Here is a 23,252-nt window from a genome sequence, read left to right as displayed (position 1 = left end):
TCTGCGTCCACAACCGCAGCTGCGCTGTCTTGATCTGTAATGAATTGAATTTGGCCGAGGATGGTTATGTCCGCTGATAAATTGACTGAAAACTGGGAAGAACTGGATCGTCTTGGCGCGGAAGTTTCCGAGAAGCTGAACCTGCGCCGCGCATTTGCCGATGATCCGGCACGGTTTGACCGCTTTAGTGCAGCGCTAAATGACCTGTTCGTTGATTACTCCAAAAACCTGATCACCGATGACGTGATGGCGGCCCTTGGCAAGCTGGCAAAGGCTGCCAATGTTGAAGCTTGGCGCGACCGGATGTTTGCCGGGGACAAAATCAATGTCACCGAAGACCGCGCAGTGCTTCATACCGCCCTTCGTAACCTTGATGGGGCACCGGTCGAGTTTGACGGGAAAGATGTTATGCCTGCGGTCAAAGACGTTCTGGCGCTGCTTAAATCCTTTGCTGCGCGGGTTCATTCCGGCGAATGGAAAGGCCACACCGGCAAAAAAATTACCGATGTCGTCAATATTGGCATTGGTGGATCTGATCTTGGCCCGGTCATGGTTAATGAGGCCCTGCGTCCGTTCCACATTGATGGCATTCGCTGCCATTTTGTGTCGAACGTTGATGGTGCGCATATTGTCGATACTCTTAAGGACCTTGATGCGGAAACGACGCTTTTCATCATCGCATCGAAGACTTTTACGACGGACGAAACCTTGACCAATGCCTATTCCGCGCGTGATTGGTTGATCAAGGCGCTTGGTGATGAAGCTGCGGTTGCCAAGCATTTCGTGGCGGTTTCAACCGCGCTTGAAAAGGTCGCGGAATTCGGAATTGATACCGACAATGCCTTTGGGTTCTGGGACTGGGTTGGCGGGCGTTATAGCCTGTGGTCGGCGATTGGCCTGCCGATTATTCTGGCAGTCGGGTATGAGAAGTTTGAAGAACTTCTGCGCGGCGCGCAATCGATGGACAACCATTTCAAAACGGCACCGGTTGAAACCAACATCCCCATGATCCTTGCCCTGATCGGGGTTTGGTATCGCAATGTTCTGGGCGCCTCTAGCCAAGCCATTTTGCCATATGATCAGCATTTATCACGCCTACCGGCCTATTTGCAGCAGGCCGATATGGAAAGTAATGGCAAATCCGTCACCCGTGATGGCAAGCCGATTGCCTATGAAACCGGCCCGATTATTTGGGGCGAACCGGGCACCAACGGCCAGCATGCGTTTTATCAGCTAATCCATCAGGGAACGGAACTGATCCCGGTTGATTTTATCATGGCGGCCAATGCGTTACATCCATTGTCCAACCATCATGACAAGCTGGTATCGAACTGCTTGGCACAGGCCGAAGCCTTAATGCGCGGTAAGACCGAAGCCGAAGTTAGGGATGAGCTGGCAGGTAGTGATTTGTCACCGGCCGAGATTGATGTTCTGGCCCCGCAAAAGGTCTTTGCCGGGAATAAACCGAGCACCATGATCCTGTATAAGCAGCTTGATCCGTTCACGCTAGGCCGATTGGTTGCTATGTATGAACATAAAATCTTTGTTCAGGGCATCATCTGGAATGTGAATTCTTATGACCAATGGGGCGTTGAACTTGGCAAGCAGCTTGCCAAAGAATTGCTGCCGATGGTCGAGGGCAAAGAAGATGCCAGTGCGCGGGATGCGTCAACGGCAGGCCTGATCAAGCGGATGCAGTCCCTGCGCGGCTAAGGTTGGCTGATCGGGCGACACGCGATCAATTTTTCTAAGAAGGGCGGTGTTGGCTATGGCTGATACCACCCATTTTGTAACGACAGAACATTACGGTGGTGAGTGCTGTGATGTTGCTAGGTTGGTTGCATTACGGTCTTTGCGGCATTTATCCGAACAATACCGAACGTCTTGCCAGCAATCATTCCATTTGCGGCGCCATGAAAAAGAGCGTTTGCAAACAACACAGGTCTTTTCAGGAAGATCCGTCTTGTTGTGGTGATATCCGTTGGCATTGTGTGGCATGGGACGTTTTCTGATGAAATGCAGGTTAGCCGATCAGAGTTTCAATCATGGCATGTGCAGTCGACTGACCACTTCGCCATGCGGCTTCGACCCGTGCGCCAAGGCACCAATCGCCTGCTGCAATGACGCGGCCATTCATGCCATTCAGGTGGCTTCTGCCAAGCGGGATTTCGGTCCGGGCATAGCGCCAGCGATGGGCTTGAACGGTTTGAAGATCAGGCAGTTTGATGCCGCTGGCCGTGCGAAGCGCATTTAGCAGTTTTTCGATCACGCGGTCCTTGTCTTCTTCCAGATGATCCCGTGACCAATTCGGACTGGCATGCAAGACCCAATGATCTGGTGTGCGACGATGGAAAATGTCGTTGTTTTGCATGCTGCGTGCGGCCCAGCTTATTTCCGGAGATGGATACAGCATCGCGTCAAACGCGGTTGGCAGGGGCTTTTTAAACGCTACCATCACGCTCCAGCATGGGGCGATGACAACATCACCAATCGGATCAAACCGCGATGAAATCGGGCGCAAAAGTTCCGCAGTTTGTGGGGCTGGTGCGGTGACAATCACCCCATCGAACGGGCCGAATTCCCCGTCAAGATCATCATGAAGCATGAAAGTTTGTGGCGTCAGCGTTTCGATGGATGTGATGCGGTGTTGTTTTTGGATTTCAAATGATTGAACCAACGGCCCGATCAGCTTGTTCATCTGCGGTATGCCTTGATACCACTGCTTTTCTGCGAGGTTTCCGGCATGGGTGGTGGGCGTTGAAAACACTTTGTCCGGGGGGCTTCCGCGATGGAGATCAGGGTGCCATTTTTGTGCTGCGTTATCTTGCGTGGCTTGTTGCAAAAAGGCATCAAATCCCGGATCACGTGCCGTAACATATTGTGCACCATGGTTGAAATGGCCAAATTCCGTTCGTCGGGATGCCAATCGCCCGCCAAGGCCACGGCTTTTCTCAAAGACCGTAACATCCATACCGACTTTGTAAAGCGTGCTGGCGGCTTTTAAACCCGCCATACCAGCACCGATGACAGCGATTTTGATCGGGGGCATGGACATTTCCTGTTTCGATTGGGACGTGATGCGATGGTGTTCTGTTAATTCCTACGCGCAGAAGTCCCGGTTGGAGCAGTCAGTGCCACAAGATATTTATGAAACTGTCACTCCCGGGTCATCAAACAGTTACAACAAATCAGCAAGTTCTCTGCTTTGATGAAACATTGATCTTGGGGGAAATTATGCGTTCTTCACTTTTGGCAACTGCTGCCGTTTCCGTACTTCTCAGTGCCTGTGCAGGTACGGCTGACAACCACGCGATGATGGCTGACGGTGTTATCAATGCCGGTGCACATCCGTTGACGATTGTTCCGATGGGCGAATATCGCACCGGAATGCTCGATGAAAGTGCTGCTGAAATCCCGGCATTTGATCCTGTTTCAAAACGTGTCTTTGTCGTGAATGGTGCAGACAAAGTCATCGATATTCTTGATATGTCGAATCCGTCTGAGCTGACCAAAATCGGTACGGTGGAACTTTCAACCTGGGGTAAGGGTGCCAACAGCGTCGCGATCCATAACGGTATTGTAGCAGTGGCCGTTGAAAATGCGGACAAGCAGGCCGCCGGGCAGGCTGTGTTTTTTGACACGGACGGTAATTTCATTTCGGCTGTTAGCGTCGGTGCATTGCCCGATATGATCAAGTTTTCCTCGGATGGCAAATATGTTCTGGTCGCCAATGAAGGTGAACCGAATGATGATTTCACCAATGATCCGGAAGGCAGTGTTTCGATCATTTCACTGGCAGGTGGGATTGATGGTCTGACGGATGGTGATGTTCGCACCGTTGATTTTGCCTTTTTGAATGACGGCGAACTTCCATATGGAATGCGGATATCAAATCCGGGTACGTCAAGCGTTGCACAGGATGTGGAGCCGGAATATATCGCCGTCTCCAAAGACAGCAAAACCGCCTATGTGTCTTTGCAGGAAAACAATGCCATTGCGATCATTGATATTGAAACCGCGACCGTAAAACGTATTGCCGGTCTTGGTTTCAAGGATCATTCGGTTCATGCCTTTGATGCCAGCGACAAGGACGGAAAAGTCAATATCCGCACATGGCCGGTTATGGGCATGTATATGCCTGATACGATTGAGGCGATAGAAATCGGTGGCAAGGATTGGATCCTGATCGCCAACGAAGGTGATTCACGTGACTATGACGGTTACAGCGAAGAAACCCGCGTTGGTAAACTGACCCTTGATCCGGTAGCGTTTCCGACAGCAAGCAGACTTCAGAAAGATGAAAATCTTGGTCGTTTGAAAACCACGACGGCACAGGGTGACACCGATGGTGACGGTGATGTTGACGTGATCTACAGCTATGGCGCGCGGTCATTCTCTGTGCTTGATGCCGATGGCAGCATGGTCTTTGATAGTGGTGATGCGTTTGAACAGTTTCTGGCATCGAATTACGGCAATGTCTTTAACGCGTCTGACACGGAAAATTACAGCCGTGACAACCGATCCGATGATAAGGGCCCGGAACCAGAAGGTATTACATCAGGCTATGTCAACGGCACGCCCTACGCCTTTATCGGTCTGGAGCGTCAGGGTGGCTTTATGGTCTATGATCTGACCAACCCGACCAACCCGCAATTTGTCACCTATCACAGCGATCGCCGGTTCTCGGGAAGCCCGGAACATGACACGGCAGGTGAGCTGGCCCCGGAAGGCATGCAGTTTGTAAATGCATCAGACAGCCCGACGGGCAATGCGATGCTGGTGGTTGCTTCCGAAGTGTCGGGAAGTACCAAGGTTTATGACCTGAAATAAGCGTAGAATAACGCGCCATATTTCTATCTGAGAAAGCCGGGTTTTGCCCGGCTTTCTCTTTTGGAAGGGGTAAATGGTAAAATGGTTCAAACCTTTGACGATATCGACTAAACTCCGCCGACGGTCAGGAACATGGACGGTTGATAAATAGGGGAGTTTGGGACACTGACTACGCGACGTGAACCACATATTCTGGTTGTCGATGACGATCAGGAAATCCAGAAGCTTTTGAAGAAATTCCTGCTGCAGCACGGTTATCGCATCACCACCGTTTCCGATGGGAACGAAATGCACCGTGCCTTGCGCGACTGGAAGATCGATCTTGTCATTCTTGATATCATGCTTCCTGGTGAAGATGGCTTTGCGCTGTGCCGTGATGTGCGCCGCACATCCAAGGTGCCGATTGTCATGCTGACCGCTGTTGGCGAGGATACGGACCGTATTCTTGGTCTGGAACTGGGTGCAGATGATTATCTGACCAAACCGTTTAACCCGCGTGAATTGCTGGCTCGTATCCGGGCGGTGTTTCGCCGGTTTGAAACAGGATCGGTTGGCCCGGTTGACAATGAAGTCGCCCCAACACAGAAAATCATCTTTGGTGACTGGACGCTTGATATTGGATCACGTGAATTACGTGATGCCGATAATGTTGCGGTTCATCTTTCGACCGGGGAATTTTCGCTGCTATTAGCACTTGTGAAAAACAACAAGCGGGCGATTTCGCGTGAACAGCTTGTTGATATTGTGCGTGGGCAAAGCTCGCTTCCGTTTGATCGCAGCATTGATATCCAGATCAGCCGTCTGCGCCGCAAGATCGAAAAAGATGCCAAAAACCCCAAGCTGATCAAAACTGTGCGCGGTATCGGTTATCAGTTCTGTGCTGATACCCAGATGCTTTAAGGTCGGTTGATGGGCGATATGTTTGCAGATTTCAGCAACTATCTTCGTCGCTATAAACCGCGGACTTTGGGCGGGCGTATCTTTTTGCTGATGATGCTTGGTGGGGTGATTATCGCCGTTCTCAGTGCCATGGCATCGTATTACGTCATTGAACGTGATGAGCGGATTGGTCGTGCTTATACATTAGGCTTTACCATCCGCGAGTTGGTGCGAATTGCCGAAAACCCCGAATTTGAAACCAATATTGTCGATATTGCCGCACGCGATGGCATGGCATTGCGATTACTGCCGCCAGATGATTTTGGGACCTTGCTGCTTTTTTCGCGCCCGGCACAGCATATTGCCCTGCCGGTCCGGTTGGCCAATACCGGCTGGCCGATATCGGTCAAGGTCCATTTTGTGCGTGGGCGCCTGAGTTCCGAACAGCGTGCGGTCATTGAGGCCGCCGAAAACCCCAGCCTGTTTTTCGCCGAATTGTCGCGCGAAATTGCCCGTTTGGGACTTGAAGCCCAGATCGAAATCACGATGCCGTCGGGTAAGCGGGTTTTGGTGCGCCATGATGAATTATGGGCAAACTATTCATCACCATCGCTTGTGTTTTTGATGTTCTTGTTAGGCGTGGTCGCCGTTCTTGCAGTGTTTGCCGCCCTTGCCGATTTGCTGGCCGGGCCGTTTAAGAGACTGACCAACGCGATCATTGATCATGGCGATGAAGTTGAAGGTCTGCCGGTCGAAGAACGTGGCCCGACCGAAGCCCGTTCAATGGCCGCGGCCTATAACGATTTGCGTGAACGTATTGCACGGATGCTGGGCGATCGGACCCGGATGTTGGCAGCGATTTCGCACGATTTGCGTACACCAAGCACGCGGTTGCGCCTTCGCGCCGAATTCATTGAAAATGACGAACTACGCGAAACTGTTTTGCGTGATCTTGATGAAATGGACAGCCTTTTAAACGATGCGCTCGATTTCCTTGGTGACTGGATTCAGAAGGAAGAAGAACGCACGGTTGATTTCGTTTCGGTTCTTGAGGCGATCTGTGACGATTATGCCGACCTTGGCCGTCCTGTCAGTTTTGCCGGACCTCAGCCATTGCAATTCAGTTCCGTCCACACGGTCTTTGGCGGCGGGGATGAGCCGCATTCCTTTGATGGGAAACGCAGCATTCGGCTGTCTTGTCGACCGGGCACGTTAAAGCGGGCTTTCACCAACCTGATCGAAAACGCGTTGAAATACGGCCATCGGGCCAAGGTCAGTCTGGAGGCAACCGCAGACACGATTTTGATCGTTATTCGGGATGAAGGGCCGGGCATCGCGGTGGAACATCAGGATAAAGTGTTTCTGCCATTTTACCGGGTTGAAGGATCACGTGCGCGCAGTACCGGCGGCAGTGGCCTTGGCCTTTCAATCGTTAAAACAGTGATCGATGCCCATGACGGCGAGATAAAGCTGCGCAACATGCCTGGCAAGGGGCTTGAAGTCATCATATCCATTCCCAGACGCGTCAATAGCAGCACATAAGAACCAAACAAAAGCGACCCGGAAGACCGGGCCGTTTTGCTTGGAAGATATGTTAAGGCAATGGATCGGTGTTTTAGATCCGTGCTGTGATCATCCTTGGCGAATGTCGCTTAGGAAGTTATCGACTTCGCGCTGAATGTTGGTGGCTTGATTGCTCAGATCCTTGGCCGAAACTAACACGTTGTTGGAAATCTCGCCCGTTTCGATCACAACCGATTTTGCTGCCATTACATCATCTGCTGCACGGCGGGTAGTGTCGTTGGCGGCTTGAGCATTCCGGGTGATTTCCTGTGTTGCCGATGCCTGCTGTTCAACTGCACTTGAAAGGGCGGTGGTGATGTTATCCAACGCGCTCACGGATGCGCTGATGGCACCGATTTCATCACTGGCATGTTGGGTTGCATTTTGAACCGCCTTGATCCGACCCCCAATATCGGCTGTCGCCTTTGCCGTTTGATCGGCAAGGTGTTTGACCTCGTTGGCGACAACGGCGAACCCTTTGCCGGCATCACCGGCACGGGCCGCCTCAATCGTGGCATTAAGGGCCAGCATATTGGTCTGTTCGGCAATGTCTGAAATCAAAGTGACCACATCACCAATTTCATCGGCCAGTTTGTTTAAGGCCTGAACGCTTTGCGCGCTTTGGGTTGCCCTTTCGGATGTATCGCGCGAGATGCGCGTTGAATCCTCTGTCTGGCGTCGGATTTCGCTGATTGATGCCGCCAGTTCTTCTGCCGCTGCCGCAACGGTTTCAACGCTATGGGCTGTTGCCTGGGTTGCTGTTGCCGCACTTTCAGAACGATCTGCACTGGTTGTGCTGCGCTCAGACAAGGTCTGTGCTGACTTGTGCATGCCTTCAGATGCCTTTGCGATGTCTTCTGCCAGTGATTTGATCCGGCTTTCAAAGTCATTGGCAAGGGCATTAAGGGCAGCTTGGCGTTCTTGGGTGGCTGCTTCGCGTTGTTGGGTTTCGCGTTTTTGGGATTCGACGATTTCAGCAGCGTTTGAGCGGAAGACTTCAAGCGTCTTGCTCATTTCTGTCAGTTCGTCATTGCCATTGTCGTTGATCGCAACATTGGTGTTTCCAACCGCTATTTCAGCCATTGCAATACGGATGCGTTCAAGACGGGCAATCAATCCGCGCCCGACATAGATCCATGCCAGAAGTCCGGCGAGAACAAGAGATCCGATTCCAAGGGCAATCAGGATGATACGCCCTTGGGTGATGGCCTCAGCCGATTCAACGGTGACAGCCGCCGATTGTTTGCTTGCTGCCCCTGCGACACCTTGTACACCCATCTTTTCAACCGCAACTCGCACATCATTAAGGGCTGTGGTTGCAGATTTCTGGGCGATGACGGCATCACGTTTGGGGGTGACAACCGAAAGACCCGTCAGGGTTTGTGCCGTCTGGGCAATGGTGCTTGCATCGGGAACATTGGCAGCGATGGATTTGCTTGATTTGGCGACATCGGAAAGACGGTTTGCCAATTGATCAAGCGTATCTATGTCAACGGCCGCTGCAGCCTGATTCTGATAACCGATGGCAAGGTTTCCAGCCGCTTCGAGACGTACCATCGTGATCAGGGCTGCCAGTTCCTTTTCCATCAACCCACTGATGGCTGAACGGCTTTGATCCTGAATGGCGGCGGATCGATCTCGAAGGCCGCTATCCGCGGCCTCGACCACCGGGGCAATCGCGTCGCGGAACGCCTGATGGGCAACGAACAGTTGTTCTTTGCGTTCTGTTGCCAAACGCGACCATGTTTCAGTGGCCCGCTGGATGGCTTCTAGTTCCTGTTTTCGCAGATCAAAAAGCGCGCCGCGCATCATACCAAGACGGAAGAAGTCGCTGGCGGGCTTTTTGAAATCGGCACTGATGGCTTCCGGGATTTTGCGATTTTCTTTGTAAAACGCGCTGAACTTTTCCTTGGTGGCCTTGACGGTTTCAATATCGTTGGCAGCAATGCCCGAAACCATCATGGCATAGCTTTGAGAGATGATGGCTTTCATCTGGAAACCGTCCGCCGCGGGCAGGGCTGCAGCATCAATGATGGCAATCAGTTCGCCATATGCTTCGTGCAAACGGCCTTCAAGGCCAATGCGGGCCTTGCGGAAGACCTCGCTTGATTGCGTCGTGGCGGTCAGTTCATTGCGCCGGATCGAAAAGATATTGTTATCACCAATCCCAAAGCCAAGCAGGTTTTCGGTAATTTGCGCAAGGGCTTCTGATCCTGATGCAGCGCCAAGTTCGGACAATGTCGTCCTTGTCGTATCAAACCGTGCTTTAAGGGCATCAATGGTTTCGGCATTATTCGCATTGGCAGATTCAATCAGGATGCTGACAAGTAAGTTACCCTCAGCCTGCAGGGTCAATGCAGATCGCAGTGTTCCGACCTGATCGGTAATCAGGGTATTAAGGTTTTCTGCCGCCGACCCGATAACATCATTGCTGCCGTCAATCAGTTCACGATTGGCTGTGCTGACCTTGCCTTCGATGGTTTTAAGAAACCCGTCATGCTGATTGCGCAAATCCTTGATCGCATCACTGACTTTGGTGTCGAGTTGTTTGCGATTTAAGGCGGCATCGATCAGGGATGCCAAATCTGGTCCAAGCGTTTCAGCCACTTCTGATAGCGGTGAGTTGCGCGTAGCGTCGCTCAGGTCCTGCATACGGTTTTTTGCCATACCGGACAGGGACTGGATATCTGCATTGGGATTGGTTGCCATCTCCGATGCAAGGACAGCAATCGCGCTGCTTTCTTCTGCTGCGCGCAGGGCCTGTGCCACCGATGATGTTTTGGTCACGGTATCAAGTGCGGAGCTGATCCGTTCAATCGAAACGATGCCAACAATGGCTGCAATCGCGGTCATAGCTGCAATCGCGCCAAATGATGCACCGAGTTTGAAACGGATGCCCAGTCCTTTGGATTTTTGGATTGCGTTTGATGTTTCTTTTTTATTGGTCGTCATAGACCATCCTCCCTAACTACGTGAAATTATTGTTGTTTTCACGTGGATTTGCACCGACCGACTTCTTTGTGTCCGGTTCGATCAAATTGGCATCTACACAGTTTAAATAGCGTGGGTGTGGGAATGGGGCGGGGCTGTGAAAGGCCCAAAAAGAAGAATGGCGGGTGGCCCCCAGAACCACCCGCCAATCAGATCAGATCCGCAACTCGGTATCCGGGTCAAACAGACTGATCTGAGACATATCGGCCGAGAACGTCATGCTCTCGCCCGGCGTCGGTGCCCGGTCAGGACGGACACGTGCGACGATTTCTTTGCCGGCAATTTCAATAACCGTCATCGTGTCAGCACCGGTTGGTTCGATCACTTCGACTTTGCTATCGAAATTGACATATTGGCTGCCAGAGGCTTCTGAACCCGTGCGTTTATGGGTCAGGGCTTCTGGACGAATGCCAAAGACAACTTTCTTGCCAGCGTAGTTTTTGTAGCTGTCCGGCGCTTCAAACAGCGGCAGCGTAATCGGGCTGTCGTCGCGGGCGATGGAAACCGCAAGCTGACCGGTTTCTTCAACCAATGTCGCGTTCACGAAGTTCATCGACGGAGAACCGATGAAGCCTGCAACAAACATGTTGTTAGGGCGTTCATAGATGTTCTGCGGCGTATCGAACTGCTGCAAAATACCGTCTTTCATGACAGCGATTCTTGAAGCCAGGGTCATGGCTTCGATCTGATCGTGGGTCACGTAAACGATGGTCGATCCAAGACGCTGATGCAGCTTTTTGATCTCGGTGCGCATATCAACGCGCAGCTTGGCATCAAGGTTTGAAAGCGGTTCGTCAAACAGGAAGATGTCCGGGTCACGCACAAGCGCACGGCCCATGGCAACACGTTGACGCTGACCACCCGAAAGCTGGGATGGTTTGCGATCCAGAAGCGGCTCGATCTGAAGCAGTTTGGCAACGTCGGCAACAGCCTTGTCGCGTTCCTGATTAGATACGCCACGGATTTCCAGACCAAAGGTGATGTTCTTGCGAACGGTCATGTTCGGGTACAGCGCATAGGACTGGAACACCATTGCGATGTTACGGTCTTTTGGATGTACGTCATTGATAACGCGGTCCCCGATGCGGATTTCCCCGTCGGTCGAGCTTTCCAAACCAGCAATCAGGTTCAAAAGGGTCGATTTACCGCAACCTGACGGACCAACAAGGACGAGAAACTCGCCATCATCAATTGCCAGATTGATTTCCTTGAGAACTTCTACAGGGCCAAAAGCCTTGCGAACTTTATCTAGGGTGAGTGATGCCATTTGCTTATCCCTTCACCGAACCGGCGGTCAGGCCGCGGACGAAGTATTTGCCTGCCAGGACGTAAACCAGAAGCGTCGGGAGACCGGTCAGCAGGGCTGCGGCCATATCAACGTTGTACTGTTTTACGCCGGTAGTGGTGTTGACGATATTGTTGAGTGCGACTGTCATCGGTGCGTTTGCGCCAGAGGCGAAAGAAGCACCAAAGAGGAAGTCATTCCAGATCTGGGTAAACTGCCAGATGACCGAAACCACGATGATCGGGGTCGAGATCGGCAGAATGATCCGCCAGAAGATGGTGAAGAAACCCGCACCATCAATGGTGGCTGCTTTGACCAGTTCGTCCGGAATAGAAACATAGTAGTTCCGGAAAAACAGGGTGGTGAAGCACAAGCCATACACGACATGGACCAGAACAAGGCCCGGGGTCGAGCTGGCAAGACCGATCTTGCCAAGAACCTGTGACATCGGCAGCAGAACGACCTGAAACGGAATGAAGCACCCAAACAGCAGTAGGGCAAAGACAATGTTTGCACCCTTAAAACGCCATTTGGTCAGTGCATAACCGTTGATCGCACCAAGGAAGGTCGAAATCAGAACGGCGGGAATCGCCATTTTGACCGAGTTCCAGAAATAGATTTTGATGCCTGTGCATTCCACGCCAATGCATGCTTCGTTCCATGCATAGTTCCATGCATCAAACGTGATGACGCGCGGCAGTGAAATCAGGGACCCTTCACGGATTTCGTCAAGCGACTTCAATGAAGTTGCGACCATGACGATCAGCGGGAAAAGGTAATAGGCAGCAAACAGAATTAGAACGAGATACAGCAAACCACGCAGTATTGTATTTTTCCAACCTGCGTCCTGGCTGTAGGTCTGAAGATCAGCCATTTTTCTTGCCTCCGCGCAGTTCGGAATACAGATACGGCACAATGATTGCCATAACGGTGGCCAGCATCATCATCGCACTGGCAGCACCCACACCAAGTTGGTTGCGCTGGAATGCCATCGTGTACATGAAGGTTGCCGGAAGATCCGATGAGTAACCCGGTCCGCCACCCGTAAGGGCGATGACCAGGTCAAAGCTTTTAACGGCCAGATGGGCCAGAACGACAATTGCGCTCAGGAAAACCGGGCGAATTGACGGAATAATAATGCCGAAATAGATGCGAGGCAGGCTGGCACCATCCATATAGGCTGCGCGAATGATGTCTTGGTCGACGCCGCGCAATGCCGCAAGGAACATCGCCATAATGAAACCAGATGCTTGCCAGACGGCTGCGATGACTACCGTGTAGATCGCCATGTCTGAATTGACCAGCCAGTCGAACTTAAAGCTCGTCCAGCCAAGATCATGCATCATGCTTTCCAGACCAAGGCCCGGATTAAGAAGCCATTTCCAAACGGTCCCGGTCACAATGAAAGACAGGGCCATCGGATACAGGAAGATCGTGCGGAGTGCGCCTTCGGCGCGAATACGCTGATCGAGAAGTACAGCCAGGAAACACCCGATGATCAGGCAGGTCACAATAAACAGACCGCCAAAGACCAGAAGGTTTTCAATGGCAACATGCCAGCGTTCCATTTGCCACAGACGTTCATATTGTCGCAGCCCTGCCCAATCCCAAACGGGAAGCATGCGCGACTTGGAAAACGCCATATAGCCAGTCCACAGGATGAACCCGTAGACGAAAAACAGGGACGCAGCAAAGGACGGTGCAACAACGATCTTGGAAAGATGACGTTGGATGCCGGCCGTCAGGTTGCTTTCGGTGCTTTGAGAAGCCCCCATACCCTTTGCCTCAAAAGTTAAAGTAGTGGGAAGCAGGCCCCGGAAAATCCGGGGCCTGCGCGCTATTCAGACAGTAAGACTGTTCTGATCAGATGAGATTAGTCTTTGGCCAATTCAACAGCTTCGAACAGGCGTGAGACGGCTTCGTCAGACGACATGTCGGAGTTGAAATGAGCGGTCACAACGTCAACGATGGCACCCGAGAGATGACCACGAAGCGCCATGCCATGTGCCATGGACGGAAGGAAACCGCCAGCATCCTGAGCTGCAAGAAGGTCAGATTCGGATTTCTTGGCGCAATCGTCGAACTTGTCGAGCGAAACGCCCGAACGTGCCGGGATCGAACCTTTGAGAAGGTTGAAGGTTTCCTGGAACTTTTCACCGACGATCAATTCGGCAAGAAGTTTCTGGCCTGCGACTTTGTCGTCGCCCGAAACGTTGAACATAGCAAAGCTGTCAACGTTAAACAGGTAACCGTTCTCAGACGGTGTCGGGGAGCAGATGAAGTCTTTGCCCGGTACTTTACCAGCAGCAAGGAATTCGCCTTTTGCCCAGTCACCCATGATCTGCATGGCGGCATCGCCATTCATGACCATTGCAGTTGCAAGGTTCCAGTCACGACCCGAGAAATCGGAATCAACATATCCACGGATTTTACGCATCTGGTCAAACACCGCTTTCATGGTGTCAGATTTCAGAGCGTCTTCGTCAAGATCGACCATGGCTTTCTGGAAGAATTCCGGACCACCAAGACCGAGAACAACGGTTTCGAAGATGGTTGCGTCCTGCCACGGCTGACCACCATGGGCAATCGGCGTGATGCCTGCAGCCTGAAGTTTGTCAGCAAGGGCGTTGAATTCGTCCCAAGTGGTCGGAACGCTATCGGCGCCGACTTTTTCAAGAAGGGTAGGGTTTGCCCAGATCCAGTCAATGCGGTGAACGTTTACCGGAACAGCAACATAGTCGCCTTCATATTTCATAACGTCCTGAATAGCTGCGGGGATAACGTCATCCCAACCTTCTGCCGCAGCAACGTCATTGAGGTCTGCAAGTGCGCCCTGTTCGGCCCAATCCTGAATTGCCGGGCCTTTAAGCTGGACAGCTGCCGGTGCATCACCAGACAGAACGCGCGAACGCAGAACGGTCATGGCTGCATCGCCGCCGCCGCCAGCAACCGGGCTATCAACCCATTTGCCGCCATTGGCTTCGAAATCTTCTTTAAGAGATGCGACAGCTTTTGCTTCGCCGCCCGAGGTCCACCAATGTAGGACTTCGGCGGTTGGCTCGGCATGAGCGAAGCTGGCAGTTGCGAGTGCTGAAAGAGCCACACCTGTGGCGAGAATGGTTTTGCGCAGATACATTTAGGTTTTCCTCCCTGGCTTTAAACCAATTGCAGCGACACCATGCTGTGAGAGGGCCTTCAATGCATCCACAAAACTGTAACAGGGCGTTTCCATAATGCGAACTGAAACAATCTGTTACAAATTTAATAAGGGTATCTTTAACTATATTGCAGGGCAGCAAAAACAATTAGGGCGTTTATGCGCATCAAAGCTATGACACACGATCACGAATGGCGCGAATTGATCGCCTGTTTATACGTTTATAGTGGTTAAATAGGCAAGGTGCCGGAGTAACGCAGCCTGAAATTGGCTAAAACCGATCAAAGAAGAAGACAGCTTTAAAAGTTGCCAGATGTTTTGGCGCGCTGGAACGCACGGCTGAAATGTAACGGACCAGCATTTTGTCTGTTGAGTGACGCTGCAAATAACCGAAATTTGATCCTGAATAGCAATTAATTGTGCGGCGCGGTGTGATTTCTTGCCTGATGATGGCGGGGAAAGGGCTGGGGTTTTCCTTGCATTCGGGCTTTCTGTGGTGGATGACAGGCTCAGATATGTTTACCTATGACAAAATGGAATAGATGATGTGCAAAGTTAGAGAATTGAGGATTCTGGAACATATAGGCATATTGCATTGCGAAACTACTACAGTGAATGCGCCAGACAGTTGGAAGTGCTTTCCAAGGCAGCATTCATTCTCAGTAACCCAAGGAGGTTCAACATGTTCCTGTCCAGTATTTTTGTTGCTGTTCGCCGTTGGGCCTATGCACGCTCGGTCGCGAATGAACTTTATGGCCTTGATAAGCGCGATCTTGATGATGTCGGGATTTCCCAGTGGCAGATCAAAGACGTTGCTCGTAAAGCAGCTCGCGAAGCGATCGCATAACGCCAGAACGACCTAGGCGCCCTTTATCGGGAATGCCAATGCGGAAGCCGGACATTAGTCCGGCTTTTTGTGTATCCGGGCTTTGGCTTTTCGATCACGCGACCAATTCAAGGTTTCGCGATGTAATCGAAATTATACGCCCCGTAACTCCCCATTGTCTTTTACCAAACATCCCATGCGTTGATTGTCCTGTGATGGGGCTCGTTTCGATTGGACCGGGCTTTCTGCGCTTTAAGTGGTAGGCGGCGGCGAGTCGCTGTTATCGGGTTCGCAGTACCGGTTTTGGAGATGGATTTTTCTGAAGCGATTTTCATTCGCAGGCTTTTCCGTGCGAATGATTTTTAGTCATTGCGTTTGAATAGCAGTATTCAAAAAAAACGCCTAAATTACTGATAATGGTAATCAAACTCGCGCTTTTCCCTTGAAACGAGCAGGGTGTGTTCCCAATATCTGGTTAGCCCAACCATCAGGAGAGCCATGATGAAAGGTGATCCAAAGATCATCACATGCCTTAATCGCGTTCTGACAAATCAGTTGACCGCGATTAACCAGTATTTCCTGCATGCCCGTATGTTGCGAGACTGGGGCGTCGAAGAAATGGGCGAATACGAATACAAACTTTCCATCAAGGAAATGAAGCGCGCCGATGACACGATTGAGCGCATTCTGTTTCTTGAAGGCCTGCCCAATCTTCAAAACCTCAACAAACTCATGATCGGCGAGAATGTCCCGGAAATCGTCAGTTGCGACATGAAGTTCGAACTGGCCTCTTTGCCACTGCTGCGCGAAGCAATCACGGCCTGTGAAACGGCTGAGGATTTTGTAACTCGTGATCTTCTGGTGAAATTCCTTGAAGATCAGGAAGAACATGTCGACTGGCTTGAGACCGAAGAATGGCAGCTCGAAAATGTCGGTATCCATAATTACATTCAGAGCCGTTCAGGCGACGGCGACTAATCAGACCAGGAGCGTTATGCCATGAAGGGTAGTAAAAAGGTTATTGCCGCATTGAATAAGCAGCTCACTGCTGAGCTGTCTGCGGCCGACCAGTATAATACGCATGCCGAAATGTATGCCGATTGGGGGCTGCATTCGCTTTATGAACGCATGCACCACGAAAAGGACGAAGAGCTTGAACATGCAAAGCGCCTGATCGAGCGGATTTTGTTCCTTGAAGGTGTTCCAGATACTGCGTCACGTGAACCGATCAAGATCGGCAAAACCGTACCCGAGATGATGAAAAACGATCTCGAACACGAATATCACGTGATCAACCTTCTGAAACAAGGCATCAAGATCGCGGAAAAGGAAGATGACTTCCAGACCCGTCAGATGCTTGTCGGCTTGCTTGATGATAGCGAAGAAGATCACGCCTACTGGATCGAACAGCAGATCCGCCTGATCGAAATGATGGGCTTGCCGAACTACATCCAGTTCCGCGCGGCGGGTGAGCCAAGCCCACACGCGTAAATGCGATCTGTGATGAATGATCAAAGCCCCGGGAAATGTTCCGGGGCTTTTTTGTGGCGAATTCCCGGCTGGTTGAATGATTTATCGCAGGCGTGTCTTTTCGCCTTGACCTTCCAGTTGCTGGAAGGTCTATCTTCTGCCATATCAGATAGTAAACCAGTTTGAGGTTACGTGACATGGACAGTCGGACAGAAACATTTGAGACCGCAAATGGCGGTGCTGCGTCCGGGAAACCAACCGCCCCGAATCAAGCCGATATCAGTTTGCAGATTGACGGGATGAGTTGCGCAAGCTGTGTGGGCCGTGTGGAAAAGGCGGTTAAGGGACTGGATGGTGTGGCAGAGGTTGACGTCAACCTTGCGCTGAATAAAGCCCATATCCGCTTTGATCGCGACAAACTTGATACTGCCAAGATTGCCGATGCGATCAAAGATGCCGGTTACAGCGTGTCACAAAGCCAATTATCCTTTGATATTGATGGCATGACCTGTGCCAATTGCGCTCTTCGCGTCGAAAAGGCGTTGTCGGCGATGCCTGATGTGACATCAGCCAGTGTGAATTTCGCGTTGGAACGTGCTGATATTTCGGCATTGCCGGGTAAAATCACGGATGCAGCGGTGATCAAGGCGATTGAAGATGCCGGTTATCATGCAACATCACGAAATAAGTCCAATTTGGATGCAGGCGATGGTAGCGATGGCCCGGATGCGGGGGACACAGCACCTGCTGCCAAAATCGACAGATCATTGATCCTTTTGGCCATATCGGCACTTTTGACGGCACCTTTGGTGTTGCAGATGGTGTGGATGAATTTTGGTGTGGCGTATCATCTTCCTGCGTGGGTCGAACTTGCATTGGCGACACCGGTTCAATTTATAATCGGCAGACGTTTTTACAAAGGTGCCTGGGCGGCGCTTCGTCACAGAAGTGCGAATATGGATGTTCTCGTCGCCCTTGGGACGTCGGCTGCTTATTTCCTGAGTATCTATAACATGGCACTAAGCAGTGGTTCGGAAACACATCTCTATTTCGAAGCATCTGCCGCCATCATCACCCTGATCCTTGCCGGTAAGATTATGGAAGAGCGCGCCAAACGCGGGGCGTCTGCAGCCATTCGTGAATTGATGGCGCTGCGCCCACGTCGGGCACGTAAGCTGATTGAAGGCGAGGGCGAACAAGACGTTGCCATCGAAAGCCTTGCGGTCGGTGATATGGTCCGGGTTCTTCCCGGCGAACGTCTACCGGTCGACGGCACAGTCCGTTCTGGTGAAAGTGATCTTGATGAAAGCCTGATTACCGGGGAAACCCGCCCGGTTGCCCGTGTGCCTGGTGACGCGGTTGTTGGCGGTGCTGTCAATGGCACAGGGCGGCTTGATATCGAAGTCCGCGCTGTTGGTGATGACACCACATTGTCGCGCATCATTCGTCTGGTTGAACAGGCACAGACGGGCAAGGCCCCGGTGCAAAAGCTTGTCGACCGTGTATCGGCAGTGTTCGTACCGGTTGTTGTCGCCATTGCATTCGCGACCCTGATCGGCTGGCTGTTGGCGGGCTTTGGCGGCGAAGCATCCATTGTGGCGGCGGTTTCAGTGTTGGTGATCGCATGTCCCTGTGCGTTGGGGCTGGCAACGCCGACCGCCCTTGTCGCAGGAACGGGAAGTGCGGCACGCAATGGTATCCTGATCCGGAATTTTGATGCGCTTGAACAGGCCCATAACGTTGATACGGTCATTTTTGATAAAACCGGCACCCTGACAGAAGGTACACCAACCGTGCGCGATGTCTGCCCGGTTGATGGCATCGACCGGAATGAATTGGTGCGGCTGACTGCCGGGGTGCAAGCCGCCAGCGAACATCCATTGGCACGTGCGATTGTGTCGCTTGCCCGTGATGAAGAAATGACAATTCCCGAAATTACCAACTTCAAAGGGAAAACCGGTGCCGGTGTCATGGCAGAAATCGATGGCCGCAAAGTCGCCATCGGCAGCGAATCCTTGCTTTCCGACCAAGGGATCAAGCAACCAAATGATGAGACTGCTACGGCAATTCAAAAGCATGAAGGTGAGGGGCGTACCGTCATTCTGATTGCGGTTGACGGTGTCTTTGCCGGTTACATCACTCTTGAGGACCGCATTCGCGAAACGGCCAAACAGGCGATTGCCGATCTGAAGGCACGCGGCATTTCATCGATCATGCTGTCCGGCGATAGTCAGGACGTTGCCAGTTATGTCGCCCGCGAATTGGGATTGGAACGTGGAGAAGGCCGCATTCGTCCGCAGGACAAGGCGCTTGAGGTTGAAAAGCTGCGCAAACAGGGCCGTCATGTTGCCATGGTTGGTGATGGTATCAATGATGCCCCGGCACTGGCCGCGGCCGATGTTGGGATTGCCATGGGGGGCGGGACCGATGTGGCCATGGAAACGGCCGGGATCACGTTGATGCGTTCGGACCCGGCCCTAGTGTCTGCTGCTATTGATATATCGATCGCGACCCGACGCAAGATTGCGCAAAACCTGTTTTGGGCCTTTGCCTATAACGTGGTTGGTGTACCACTTGCTGCCTTTGGGGTTCTGAGCCCGGCAATTGCGGGGGCGGCGATGGCGCTGAGTTCTGTTTCGGTTGTGGGGAATTCATTGACCCTGCGCCGCTGGAAAGCAGGGGGTAAGGAATAAAACCATGAATATTTCTGATGCCGCCACCGAATGTGGCCTTCCGGCCAAAACCATTCGGTATTACGAGGAAATCGGTCTTGTGAATCCCGGGCGTTTAAGCAACGGATACCGGGATTATGGGGATGACGATTTGCACAAATTACGGTTTTTACAGCGTGCGCGCGGGCTTGGTTTTTCGGTCGAGGACTGCCGGGGGTTATTGTCACTTTACGAAGACCGTAACCGCGCATCCGCCGATGTGAAGGAAATCGCCAAAACTCACCTGGCTGAAATCCAGCGCAAGATTGCGGAACTGCAAAGTCTGCAAAAGACATTGTCGGACCTTGTTCATGCCTGTCACGGCGATGATCGTCCGAACTGTCCCATTATCAATGATCTGGCACGTTGACGCGGAAGCCCGACAAAACGATTAGAGAGAGAATTAATACAGTGCAGAACAAAGGTGTTATGGCGTTTGGTGCGTTGGCCGGTGGTGCGATTATGTATGGCATCATTACCTTTTTTGCCCCTGCGGCGGCGGTTGATCCATCTGTGCAATTGCGGCCCGATGATTTGAAACTCGTCGCTCTGGGCAAGAAGGTTTATGACGCGAACTGTGCATTATGCCACGGGGTTAAGTTCGAAGGCGAAGCAAACTGGCGCGAACGCAGGCCTGATGGATTGCTTCCGGCACCCCCACATGACGAAACCGGCCATACTTGGCATCACCCCGATGCCGTATTGTTTGCCTTGACCAAATTTGGTCCGGGCGCGATGGCGGGTGACGATTATCAATCAGCCATGCCGGGATTTGCCGATGTACTTAGCGATGAAGAAATTCTGGCAAGTCTGTCTTACATCAAAAGCCGATGGCCAAATGACATCAGGTTGCGCCACGATCAGATCAATCAGTCTTCGACGCAATAACCAGACATGACGGCAAATAAGAAAGCCCGCATTGGACCATTGGTTGTGCCATGCGGGCTTTGTTGTATCAGGTGTGCTGTTCTGAGGTTTGATCTTAGCGGGGCAGGGTAATGCGTACCGTTGTGCCTTTGCCAAGCGCGCTTTCGATGCTAAGCCGCCCGCCATGCAGTTCGACCAGAAGCTTTGCCAGCGGAAGGCCAAGACCCGTCCCGGCACTTTCCTTTACCCCGGATGGATGAAGCTGCGAGAACCTGGCAAGAGCGCGGGGAATGTCATTCGGGCTCATGCCGACACCATTATCTTCGATCGCAATGGTGATATCATCAAGCGTCATCGACAGTCCGATCTTGATCTGCCCGCCGTCAGGGGTGAATTTGGCGGCATTGCTCAGGATGTTGATCAGGATCTGTTTAAGTTTCAGCTTGTCACAGCGCAGTGTAACGACCTTCTGCGGCAGATCGAAATTCAAGCTGTGGCCATGATGGATAAGATCACCGCGCACAAGCTTCTCTGCCTCCGTGATCACGGCGCCAAGATCAATGTCGTCAAGCTGAAGTGTCATGGAGCCTGCTGAAAGCTTGGACACATCAAGAACGTTGTTGACCAGTTCAAGCAGATGTTTGCCTGCTTCATACACATCACGTCCGCAATCGCGGTATCCATCGGGAATGTCGCCAAGAACGCCTTTGGCAATCAATTCGGAATTTCCGATGATTGCATTTAAAGGGGTGCGCAATTCATGGCCCATATTGGCAATGAAGTCGGATTTTGAGGCATTGGCATCGGATTGATTGCGATTTTGTTCGATCAGGGACCGCTCGGCCTGTTGCTGACGATTGTTTTCCAGAAGCGTCATCAAGACGGCGGTGCGGGTTTCATTATTCTGGAAATATTCAAGCGGTGCGATGGACAGGTCGCAGACGTGGTTTTCCTTGGATGCACCGACAAGGATGATATCACCCCGCCAAGATCGGCCGGAGGCAAAGACATCTTCAATGTCATTCATCAGGCCCTTGGAGAGGAAACCTGCCTTACGGCCCATCATCCGGTCGCGGGAAACACCAATCATGCGTGCGATGGCTTCGTTACATTGCAGAACAAAACCATTGCGGTCACAAATCACTGCCGCATACGGAAGCGCGTTCAGGACAACCTGATCGGCCAATGGCACATTCGTCGTGCCAATCCGTGTATTGCTGGTCATTTCAGCCCCTGGTCCCATAGTTTTAAAGTACCGTTCGATTGAAACGTTCGATACCTAGCCCTGTAAGTGGAATGTCAGGTTCTTGGTTGCTGATCAAATCGGCCATTGCTTTTGCTGATCCGCAACTCATCGTCCAACCCAGCGTCCCATGCCCCGTATTAACGAACAGATTACCATATTTTGTACCCCCAAGAATAGGGGCTGAATCAGGCGTAACGGGCCGCAGGCCTGACCAAAACGCGATTTTCGATTTGTCGCCGGAATTCGGGAACAATTCTAATGCCTTATCGACGATAAGTTGTTTTCGCTTTGGCGGCATGCGCAGGTTATAACCATCAAGTTCGGCAGTTCCCGCCACGCGAAGCTGTTGACCAAGCCGTGAATACACCATTTTAACGCTGTCATCGATCAGGGCGGTTTTGGGTGCCCCGTTATAGCCTGTGGTATCGATGCTGATCGAATATCCCTTGCACGGATAGATTGGCAAATCGATGCCAAGTGGTTTGACCAAAAGCGGGCTGTAACTGCCAAGGCACACCAAAAAGGCATCTGCGGCAATTTCGCCCTGATCGGTTTGAACAGATACGATTTTGCCGTTGTCCTTTTTCAAGGCTTTAATGGCTGTGTTAAATTTAAACGCCGCCCCCTTGGCAATGCAGTGTTGGGTCAAAAGTTCAGTGAACTTGCGGGCATCGCCACTTTCATCATCAGGGGTATAACTGCCGCCAACAATCGGCGCATTGCTTTGGCGCAGGGTGGGTTCAATTTCATAGCATTCATCGGCGGTAACGGTTTTGCGGTTCAGGCCAAACTGTTGCATCTGTTCGGTTGCGGTGGCAACAGATGCCATTTCACGCGCATCCCGGCAAATATGCAAAATACCCCGTTCGCTATGATCATAATCAAGACCAAGATCATCCCGCAGGGTCCGCAGGCATTCACGGCTATAAAGCGCAACACGCAATGCCTTTTCCAGATTGATTTTGGCGCGGGCATCGGTGCAGTTACGCAGGAACCGCAAACCCCATGCAAAAAGCTGTGGGTCAAACCGCATCCTGACCAGAAGCGGCGCTTCTTCGCGGCCCAGCCACTTTATGATTTGTTTCGGGGTGTTGGCATTTGCCCAAGGGGTGGCATGGCATGCCGAAATCTGCCCACCATTGGCAAAGCTTGTTTCCTGTGCACTTGCATGCTGGCGGTCAATGACCGTGACCTGATGGCCATTTTGCAAAAGATACCAGGCGGCTGTCGTCCCGATGACGCCAGCACCCATTACGACAACATGCATTGGGAAGCCTTGTTGCGGAAAGTGCGTTATTGTTGCTGGTCAGGGTGATATGCCTGTGTGGTATCAACCTGACTTGCGAAATCGGTTGCAATATACTGATGTGGAAAACAAATGGCTACCTGTGACTGTTGCTCTTTTTCGGTCTTGGGTAACTGTCGCG

At 51.9% G+C, this 23,252-nt stretch carries 19 protein-coding genes; 10 read left to right on the top strand and 9 right to left on the bottom strand.

What is annotated here, in order from left to right:
* Nucleotides 1–66: 66 nt before the first annotated feature.
* On the top strand, nt 67–1,713 hold the full coding sequence (gene pgi / locus ACQ0MK_RS08245) for a glucose-6-phosphate isomerase (protein WP_430475591.1): 1,647 nt from the start codon (nt 67–69) through the stop codon (nt 1,711–1,713).
* Nucleotides 1,714–1,803: 90 nt separating this feature from the next.
* On the opposite strand, the gene ACQ0MK_RS08240 is transcribed toward pgi, so the two are convergent.
* Both ACQ0MK_RS08240 and ACQ0MK_RS08235 read right to left on the bottom strand, forming a co-directional pair.
* Nucleotides 1,804–1,998: a DUF2256 domain-containing protein gene (locus ACQ0MK_RS08240; protein ID WP_430475590.1), complete on the bottom strand. Its 195-nt coding sequence runs from the start codon at nt 1,996–1,998 to the stop codon at nt 1,804–1,806.
* 25 nt (nt 1,999–2,023) lie between these two features.
* Complete coding sequence (locus ACQ0MK_RS08235; protein WP_430475589.1) at nt 2,024–3,049, bottom strand: NAD(P)/FAD-dependent oxidoreductase; 1,026 nt, start codon at nt 3,047–3,049, stop codon at nt 2,024–2,026.
* 185 nt (nt 3,050–3,234) lie between these two features.
* Between ACQ0MK_RS08235 and ACQ0MK_RS08230 the strand changes: the two genes are divergently transcribed.
* The 3 genes from ACQ0MK_RS08230 (at nt 3,235) to ACQ0MK_RS08220 (ending at nt 7,251) form a co-directional block, all read left to right on the top strand.
* Nucleotides 3,235–4,830, top strand: a complete 1,596-nt coding sequence (locus ACQ0MK_RS08230) for a choice-of-anchor I family protein (RefSeq protein ID WP_430475588.1) — start codon at nt 3,235–3,237, stop codon at nt 4,828–4,830.
* Between the two features lie 165 nt (nt 4,831–4,995).
* Complete coding sequence (locus tag ACQ0MK_RS08225) at nt 4,996–5,730, top strand: response regulator (protein WP_430476017.1); 735 nt, start codon at nt 4,996–4,998, stop codon at nt 5,728–5,730.
* A 9-nt stretch (nt 5,731–5,739) separates the two neighbouring features.
* On the top strand, nt 5,740–7,251 hold the full coding sequence (locus tag ACQ0MK_RS08220; RefSeq protein ID WP_430475587.1) for a sensor histidine kinase: 1,512 nt from the start codon (nt 5,740–5,742) through the stop codon (nt 7,249–7,251).
* A 90-nt stretch (nt 7,252–7,341) separates the two neighbouring features.
* Here the strand turns inward: ACQ0MK_RS08220 and ACQ0MK_RS08215 are convergent, their stop codons facing one another.
* From ACQ0MK_RS08215 to ACQ0MK_RS08195, 5 genes are all read right to left on the bottom strand, one after another.
* Nucleotides 7,342–10,224, bottom strand: a complete 2,883-nt coding sequence (locus ACQ0MK_RS08215; protein ID WP_430475586.1) for a methyl-accepting chemotaxis protein — start codon at nt 10,222–10,224, stop codon at nt 7,342–7,344.
* Nucleotides 10,225–10,417: 193 nt separating this feature from the next.
* A complete protein-coding gene (locus ACQ0MK_RS08210; protein ID WP_430475585.1) occupies nt 10,418–11,530 on the bottom strand; it encodes an ABC transporter ATP-binding protein in 1,113 nt (370 codons plus the stop codon).
* Between the two features lie 4 nt (nt 11,531–11,534).
* Nucleotides 11,535–12,422 (bottom strand): carbohydrate ABC transporter permease, encoded by an 888-nt coding sequence (locus tag ACQ0MK_RS08205; RefSeq protein WP_430475584.1) that lies wholly within the window; start codon nt 12,420–12,422, stop codon nt 11,535–11,537.
* On the bottom strand, nt 12,415–13,323 hold the full coding sequence (locus ACQ0MK_RS08200; protein WP_430475583.1) for a carbohydrate ABC transporter permease: 909 nt from the start codon (nt 13,321–13,323) through the stop codon (nt 12,415–12,417). The genes ACQ0MK_RS08205 and ACQ0MK_RS08200 overlap by 8 nt, the downstream gene beginning before the upstream one ends.
* A gap of 98 nt (nt 13,324–13,421) precedes the next feature.
* Nucleotides 13,422–14,684 carry an ABC transporter substrate-binding protein gene (locus ACQ0MK_RS08195; protein ID WP_430475582.1) on the bottom strand — a complete coding sequence of 421 codons (1,263 nt, stop codon included), beginning with the start codon at nt 14,682–14,684 and terminating at the stop codon, nt 13,422–13,424.
* Nucleotides 14,685–15,387: 703 nt separating this feature from the next.
* Between ACQ0MK_RS08195 and ACQ0MK_RS08190 the strand changes: the two genes are divergently transcribed.
* The 6 genes from ACQ0MK_RS08190 to ACQ0MK_RS08165 all read left to right on the top strand — a co-directional run bounded on the left by ACQ0MK_RS08190 (nt 15,388) and on the right by ACQ0MK_RS08165 (nt 20,600).
* Nucleotides 15,388–15,552 (top strand): DUF1127 domain-containing protein, encoded by a 165-nt coding sequence (locus ACQ0MK_RS08190; RefSeq protein WP_350042323.1) that lies wholly within the window; start codon nt 15,388–15,390, stop codon nt 15,550–15,552.
* A 480-nt stretch (nt 15,553–16,032) separates the two neighbouring features.
* Entirely contained in the window at nt 16,033–16,509 is a 477-nt protein-coding gene (gene bfr, locus ACQ0MK_RS08185) for a bacterioferritin (protein ID WP_430476016.1), read from the top strand.
* Between the two features lie 21 nt (nt 16,510–16,530).
* Nucleotides 16,531–17,022: a bacterioferritin gene (gene bfr / locus ACQ0MK_RS08180; protein WP_350042326.1), complete on the top strand. Its 492-nt coding sequence runs from the start codon at nt 16,531–16,533 to the stop codon at nt 17,020–17,022.
* A 176-nt stretch (nt 17,023–17,198) separates the two neighbouring features.
* Nucleotides 17,199–19,694, top strand: coding sequence for a heavy metal translocating P-type ATPase (locus tag ACQ0MK_RS08175; RefSeq protein ID WP_430475581.1), 2,496 nt, complete (start codon nt 17,199–17,201; stop codon nt 19,692–19,694).
* Nucleotides 19,695–19,698: 4 nt separating this feature from the next.
* A complete protein-coding gene (gene cueR, locus ACQ0MK_RS08170) occupies nt 19,699–20,082 on the top strand; it encodes a Cu(I)-responsive transcriptional regulator (protein WP_350045999.1) in 384 nt (127 codons plus the stop codon).
* Nucleotides 20,083–20,123: 41 nt separating this feature from the next.
* On the top strand, nt 20,124–20,600 hold the full coding sequence (locus tag ACQ0MK_RS08165; RefSeq protein ID WP_430475580.1) for a c-type cytochrome: 477 nt from the start codon (nt 20,124–20,126) through the stop codon (nt 20,598–20,600).
* A 94-nt stretch (nt 20,601–20,694) separates the two neighbouring features.
* On the opposite strand, the gene ACQ0MK_RS08160 is transcribed toward ACQ0MK_RS08165, so the two are convergent.
* Entirely contained in the window at nt 20,695–21,804 is a 1,110-nt protein-coding gene (locus ACQ0MK_RS08160) for an ATP-binding protein (protein ID WP_430475579.1), read from the bottom strand.
* A gap of 22 nt (nt 21,805–21,826) precedes the next feature.
* Nucleotides 21,827–23,092, bottom strand: coding sequence for a D-amino acid dehydrogenase (locus tag ACQ0MK_RS08155; protein WP_430475578.1), 1,266 nt, complete (start codon nt 23,090–23,092; stop codon nt 21,827–21,829).
* Nucleotides 23,093–23,252: the final 160 nt, after the last annotated feature.

Source organism: Thalassospira lucentensis, assembly GCF_050516545.1.
Classification (GTDB): Bacteria; Pseudomonadota; Alphaproteobacteria; order Rhodospirillales; family Thalassospiraceae; genus Thalassospira; species Thalassospira lucentensis_C.
Note: the sequence above shows the minus strand (reverse complement) of the source record. Positions and strands in the feature narration are given on the sequence as shown.